At 24.0% G+C, this 3576-nt stretch carries 2 protein-coding genes and 2 pseudogenes; all 4 read right to left on the minus strand.

Annotation, left to right across the window (positions count from 1 at the left end):
* Positions 1-403: 403 nt before the first annotated feature.
* Positions 404-1072, minus strand: a complete 669-nt coding sequence (locus CD147_RS11650; RefSeq protein WP_103167612.1) for a hypothetical protein — start codon at positions 1070-1072, stop codon at positions 404-406.
* Positions 1073-1430: 358 nt separating this feature from the next.
* Complete coding sequence (locus tag CD147_RS12600; protein ID WP_103167613.1) at positions 1431-1532, minus strand: DUF1433 domain-containing protein; 102 nt, start codon at positions 1530-1532, stop codon at positions 1431-1433.
* Positions 1533-1914: 382 nt separating this feature from the next.
* Positions 1915-2358: pseudogene (locus CD147_RS11660) on the minus strand (GNAT family N-acetyltransferase).
* Positions 2359-3319: 961 nt separating this feature from the next.
* Positions 3320-3576: pseudogene (locus CD147_RS12190) on the minus strand (hypothetical protein); the annotation flags it as partial.

The following is a 3576-nucleotide window of genomic DNA, read 5'->3' on the forward strand; positions in this document are numbered from 1 at the left end:
ATATAAACTTTTTTCAATTCGAAAACGTTCATTCCATAGATGTGAATTAATAGATAAGCTTCATAATGAAAATAATATATCAAAAATTTTCTTCTACATCTTTTAAATGGTCTTATGATAAAACATATGAGTATTAGTTTACATTTTTTAAATAAAATAAAAAACGGTTCCCACGAATTTAATTTACTCATGAGAAACGTCTTATAAAAGCCAGTTAAATCATTATTTGTACTTTTATACAATATTATTATGTTATTCGAAATGCATATCTCAAACCTTCATTACGTATTTACATCAAAATAATAAAATTGAAAAACAAAAGTAATTTATTGATAGACTTTTTATTGGTAATTATAGATAAATAATTATTAAATGCACATTCATATAATTATATTTTTTTAATTTAGTCATTTATTTTATTATTTATATCCTTTAAAGTTTTTAAATTTTCATCAAACGCTACCTTGTTTATATAACTTTCAAAATAAGGAATTTTCTTTCCATTGCTATGTTGCTGGATTTTATCCACAAGTTTTTTCAAATCGTTCTTTATATCGAATAACTTTAATAGATCAACTTCACCATTAACTTCTTTAACAATATAATAAAAAAAATCATCTTCAATTATTTTATTAATACAGTTTATAATTACTTTAATATCTCTTATTAGTAATTGACTGTAGTTTAAATTATCTTTTTGATAATCATCTAAAAACATTTGCAAATCTACGAAATCGTTATTCTTCTTTTTTAATTCAAATTGTTGTTTTAATGAAATATAATTATTTTCTGCTTTTTTTAAAAATAACTGTAATTTGAACTTACTAGCATTTATGTCTCTATCTGCTAACTTTCTAGCATTCTCCCCCGAAATTTTAGCACCTAGAAATGCACCACCAAATGTGGCAAATATGCCAACAAAACTAATTGCAATGGAATAACCAGTAATACTATGGTTAGGATCTATATAGCTAATAATATAACCAACTGTGAATACAAATGCTAGTATTGCAAGAACAACAATAAAGATTATAAACAAGATATCTTTCAACTCAAATTTATTATTTTGCAACTTATGTCACCTCATGTTTTCTTTCAATAATATCATATATAATTAGACTATATTGAATGTTACTCAACAATCTAGGATTCATAAATCTCGCTTAATTTCAGTTCTAATATAGTAAAATAACGCTATTCATACTTTACTTATTTTTAATTTCACATTCAATAATTAAGCCACCTTATCTTAAGTATGATGTCTTTTAAATATGACTATTTTTATAGATTCATCAACTAACAAAGTACAAAATATTTCTAGAACCTTATTAATCAACATTCTATTATTCTTCTTTTTTAGATTATTCTTCATTTATTTGAGTCATAGTTTTAGGATTGTTAATAAGTATTTTATAGAGTTTTCCTAAAAGTTATATCACCATTAAATTGAAGTTTTCTGTAGATCTCATACCCACTGTAAAAGCAAGATTTTTATTATTATTTATATATCCACTTATATAATATCCGTCCATTAAATATTTTCCTTTTTCATCAATTATTGTTTTAAAGCTCCCACTACCTAATACGATTACTATACTAATAATTATATAAATTTTTTCTATTCAAAACGTTAATTTCTCTGATATGAATTAATAGATAAGCTTTATAATAAAAATAGCATCTATCAAAAATTTTCTACTACATCTTTTAATTAGTATTATGGTAAAACATATGAGTATTAGTTTACATTTTATTAAATAATACAAAAAACGTTTTCCCACGAGTTTAATTTATTCATGAGAAACGTCTTATAAAAATTATTTAAAAGATTTTAAGTCAACAAACCTATATTACATCATACCTAGCCATATATCATTGCGAAAACGAATTTACATAGACATATGTGTGCAAACTTTATAAATTTTTTGTAAATCCAACTGTAGTACTATAATAACCACTATTATTATATAAATTATGAGCCGCTAATCTCTCTTTTCTATCACCACTATTAAGTGTTATTACTTTGCAATTTAATTGTTTGGAAAAATTTTCGGATTCACGTAATAACTTATTGCCGAAACCTAGACCTCTATAATTCGAATTTATAACAAACGCAAGTACTCTCATATACTTTCCATTTCTTTCGTAAAACAACATTTTACACATTCCAGATAAACCAATAATTTTATTGTCTTTAATTAATAGTAGTAATTAATAATCTTTATGGTTATGTATTTCAGTTAGTCTCTCTATCAATTCATTTCTATTTGGTGGATATCCCAAATCTTTAAATAATTCACTCAACTCATCTAACTTTTCAAAATCGCCTTCATTAAATAATCTAGTATATACACTCATTAATATTCTTACCCCTTATTTATATCCTATGTACTTTTTCTTTTTATAATTTTTTTCTTTTTCATCAAGTTATGCTTTTAAGTACACGCTACCTAATACGATTACTATACTAATAACTATATAAACTTTTTTCAATTCGAAAACGTTCATTCCATAGATGTGAATTAATAGATAAGCTTCATAATGAAAATAATATATCAAAAAATTTTCTTCTACATCTTTTGAATGGTCTTATGATAAAACATATGAGTATTAGTTTACATTTTTTAAATAATATAAAAAACGTTTCCCATGAGTTTAATTTACTCATGAGAAACGTCTTATAAAAATGATTTTAAAGTTTTTAGGTCAATGAACCTATGTTACATCATGCCTGGCATTAAGTATCATATAAAATAGATATAAATAGAGAGTAAAAAGCCTGTAATATCAATATTTACAATTTTTAATACCCCTGTTGTTTTTATTTTGTTATTTTGTTATGTCATAATTATGTCATTCTTAATTAAAAAATAGGCTTTTATTAAGTAATACTATGAATTTGCGAGTGCTTTTTAAATACAGTTATTCATAAATACATTTCTCACTGCAACACAGAGCTTCTCTCAGCGTCTTAAAATAATTAATAACTTAATATTTTTTATACATTATACATTTTAAATTAGTAAAATGAGAAAATTATTTATATATTCGACATGATAATTACGTTATTCAGTTTGAGCCATTACGAGTGTTTGAATATAAAGATATTGAATAAGGAGGTGTAACAATATCAAAAGATAATAACAATAATCAAAATTTTCCAAATAAAAAAGAGCCTGGTCATCTTGGTGGAAGACCAGGTGGGGAAAAAGAAGTAATGAACCATCCAAAAAAATTATCGCAACCGTACTACTGATTTTAAAGAGCCAAATGAAACTACTATGGATTCATTATTTGGCAAAGGTTTTGAAAAACATGATTAATTTTCTAAGCTATAAATTTTATAATAGGCATCTGTATTTTTAGGTTGATAATAGTATTTCTTCAACACTTTATCATCATTCTGTATTACTGGTGTAGGTTTAATAGAGAAAATAGAATCTAATTCATTAGTTATTTCATGCCTTAACAATATTCCTTGATAAATAGGCTTATTATTATTGTCTTTATATTTTTCTATATAAAACATGTCTGAAGTTTGCAAAATTGTATCTATAGCATGCTTATCACTTAATG

It is taken from the genome of Staphylococcus devriesei (assembly GCF_002902625.1).
GTDB classification, from domain to species: domain Bacteria; phylum Bacillota; class Bacilli; order Staphylococcales; family Staphylococcaceae; genus Staphylococcus; species Staphylococcus devriesei.

What these genes read in the sequence shown, in the direction of transcription:
- CD147_RS12600 (WP_103167613.1), bottom strand. Translation starts at nt 1,532, where the DNA reads ATGGACGGATATTATATAAGTGGATATATAAATAATAATAAAAATCTT.